3 protein-coding genes are annotated in these 3,137 nt (G+C 71.2%); 1 reads left to right on the forward strand and 2 read right to left on the reverse strand.

Going from position 1 to position 3,137, the window contains the following annotated elements:
* Positions 1-51 precede the first annotated feature (51 nt).
* A complete protein-coding gene (gene leuD / locus H9652_RS19420) occupies positions 52-690 on the reverse strand; it encodes a 3-isopropylmalate dehydratase small subunit (protein WP_138825117.1) in 639 nt (212 codons plus the stop codon).
* 42 nt (positions 691-732) lie between these two features.
* Positions 733-2,214, reverse strand: a complete 1,482-nt coding sequence (leuC, locus tag H9652_RS19425; RefSeq protein ID WP_138825119.1) for a 3-isopropylmalate dehydratase large subunit — start codon at positions 2,212-2,214, stop codon at positions 733-735.
* Between the two features lie 165 nt (positions 2,215-2,379).
* On the opposite strand from leuC, the gene H9652_RS19430 reads away from it, so the two are divergent.
* Positions 2,380-3,099, forward strand: coding sequence for an IclR family transcriptional regulator (locus H9652_RS19430; protein ID WP_030150819.1), 720 nt, complete (start codon positions 2,380-2,382; stop codon positions 3,097-3,099).
* Positions 3,100-3,137 lie beyond the last annotated feature (38 nt).

Below are 3,137 nucleotides of genomic sequence, written 5' to 3' on the forward strand. Positions count from 1 at the left end.
CCCCCCCCCCGGGGCGGGGCGCCGTCGGGCAGTGACCTGCTCAGGCGAGCGTCACACGAAGGGGCGCGCCGCCTCGATCTCGACCGTCGGCAGGTGCTTCGCGGGCAGCGTCTTGGGCCGCCACGACGCACGCGTCTGCTCGAACGCCGTGATGTCGCCCTCGTGCTGGAGGGTCAGGCCGATGTCGTCGAGGCCCTCCATGAGGCGCCAGCGCGTGTAGTCGTCGATCTGGAAGCGGACCACGACGTCGTCGGCCGTGGCGGTGCGCTCGACCAGGTCGACCGTGACCTCGGTGCCAGGCTTGGTCTCGAGGACCTTCCACAGCAGCTCGATGTCCTCCTGCGCGACGATGCCCGCGACGAGGCCCTGCTTGCCCGAGTTACCGCGGAAGATGTCCGCGAAGCGCGAGGCCAGGACCACCTTGAAGCCGTAGTCCTTCAGGGCCCACACGGCGTGCTCGCGCGACGAGCCCGTACCGAAGTCGGGGCCTGCGACCAGCACCGAGCCGGACGTGTACGCGGGCTGGTTCAGGACGAACGCGGGGTCGCCGCGCCACGCCGCGAACAGCGCGTCCTCGAAGCCCGTGCGCGTCACGCGCTTGAGGTAGACGGCGGGGATGATCTGGTCCGTGTCGACGTTGCTGCGGCGCAGCGGGACACCGACACCGGTGTGGGTGGTGAACTTCTCCATGATGCTTCTGCTTCCTCGATGAGTGTCGTCAGGGGGCCGGTGTCAGACCTGCAGCGGGACGCGCGGGTCGAGCGGCGCGAGCGGGGTGCCGTCGAACGACGTGATGTCGACGTCGGCGGGCAGGTCCAGGTCCGCCAGCGAGGACAGGGTCCCGCGGATGGCGGTCGCGGCCGCGACGAGCGGCGACACGAGGTGGGTGCGCCCACCCTTGCCCTGGCGACCCTCGAAGTTGCGGTTGGACGTGGAGGCCGAGCGCTCGCCGGGGGCGAGCTGGTCGGGGTTCATGCCGAGGCACATGGAGCAGCCGGCGTTGCGCCACTCCGCACCGAAGTCGAGGAAGATCTGGTCGAGCCCCTCGGCCTCGGCCTGGAGCCGCACGCGCGCCGAGGCGGGCACGACGAGGACGCGCAGCGAGTCGGCCTTCTTCTTGCCCTGGACGACCTTGGCGACGGAGCGCAGGTCCTCGATGCGGCCGTTGGTGCACGAGCCGATGAAGACCGTGTCGATCGCGATGTCGCGCAGCGGCGCGCCCGGGGTCAGGCCCATGTACTCGATCGCACGCTCGGCGGCGACGCGCTCGTTCTCGTCGGCGATCTCCGAGGGGACGGGGACGTTCGCGGACAGGGGCAGGCCCTGGCCGGGGTTGGTGCCCCAGGTGATGAACGGCTCGAGGTCGGCCGCCTCGAGGACGACCTCCTCGTCGAACGTGGCGTCGTCGTCGGACCGGAGCGTCTTCCAGTACTCGACCGCGGCGTCCCAGTCGGCACCCTCGGGCGCGTGCGGGCGGCCCTTGAGGTACTCGAACGTGGTCTCGTCGGGCGCGATCATGCCGGCGCGCGCGCCTGCCTCGATCGACATGTTGCAGACCGTCATGCGGGCTTCCATGGTCAGCTTGCGGATGGCCTCGCCGCGGTACTCCAGGACGTAGCCCTGACCGCCACCCGTGCCGATCTTCGCGATGATCGCGAGGATGATGTCCTTGGACGTCGCGCCCGGGGGCAGCTCGCCGTCGACCGTGATGGCCATGGTCTTGAAGGGCGCGAGCGGGAGGGTCTGGGTCGCGAGCACGTGCTCGACCTCGGACGTCCCGATGCCGAATGCGAGGGCCCCGAACGCGCCGTGCGTCGAGGTGTGCGAGTCGCCGCACACGACCGTCAGGCCGGGCATGGTGAGCCCGAGCTGCGGTCCGACCTGGTGGACGATGCCCTGGTCCGCGTCGCCGAGCGAGTGGATGCGCACGCCGAACTCCTTGGCGTTGTTGCGCAGCGTGTCGATCTGGGTGCGGCTCGTGAGGTCCGCGATCGGCAGGTCGATGTCGAGCGTGGGGGTGTTGTGGTCCTCGGTCGCGATCGTCAGGTCGGGACGGCGCACCTGCCGGCCGGCGAGGCGCAGGCCCTCGAAGGCCTGCGGACTGGTGACCTCGTGGATGAGGTGCAGATCGATGTAGAGGAGGTCGGGCGACCCGTCGGTGCCACGTCGCACCAGGTGCGCGTCCCAGACCTTCTCCGCCAGCGTGCCGGCCATGTTGGTTCTCTCCTACCTGTGTCCTGCGGTGGTCGCTCACGCGGGGGCCGTGGGCGACGATCGGGGGGTACATCTCGGTCGTGGACCGGGCGGAAACTCCTGGTCCTTCGTCGACACGACACCCGCTGACTTGCATCTCACTGTGCGAGACGTCAATATCGACCTATGGACAATTCTAGCGGAGTCGGCGTGCTGGACAAGGCGGCGTCCGTTCTGGGCGCTCTGGAGTCCGGACCAGCCACCTTGGCCCAGCTCGTCACCGCCACCGGACTCGCCCGTCCGACGGCCCATCGCCTCGCGGTCGCACTCGAGCACCACCGCATGGTGGCCCGCGACATGCAGGGCCGTTTCGTCCTCGGGCCGCGCCTGAACGAGCTCGCGACGGCTGCCGGCGAGGACCGCCTGCTCGCCGCGGCGAACCCCGTTCTCACGGCGCTGCGTGACCACACCGGCGAGAGCGCCCAGCTCTACCGCCGCCAGGGGGATCATCGCATCTGCGTCGCCGCGGCCGAGCGCCCCGTCGGCCTGCGAGACTCGATCCCCGTGGGCGCGACGCTCACCATGGGCGCGGGCTCCGCGGCCCAGGTGCTGCTCGCCTGGGAGGAGCCGGACCGCCTGCACCGCGGCCTGCGCGAGGCCGTCTTCACGGCCACGATCCTCTCGGGTGTCCGACGGCGCGGCTGGGCCCAGTCCGTCTCGGAGCGCGAGCTCGGGGTCGCCTCGGTGTCGGCGCCCGTCCGCGGACCGTCCGGGCGCATCGTCGCCGCCGTCTCGATCTCGGGGCCGGTCGAGCGCCTCACGCGCCAGCCCGGCCGCCTGCACTCGGGCTCGGTCGTCGCCGCAGCCAACCGACTGACCGAGGTCCTGCGCCGCGCCGGAGAGTAGCCGTCCATCGGCCGTGGGACCGTGAGGGGTGGGCGCCG

Origin of the sequence: Oerskovia rustica (assembly GCF_014836555.1) — a bacterium.
Classification (GTDB): Bacteria; Actinomycetota; Actinomycetes; order Actinomycetales; family Cellulomonadaceae; genus Oerskovia; species Oerskovia rustica.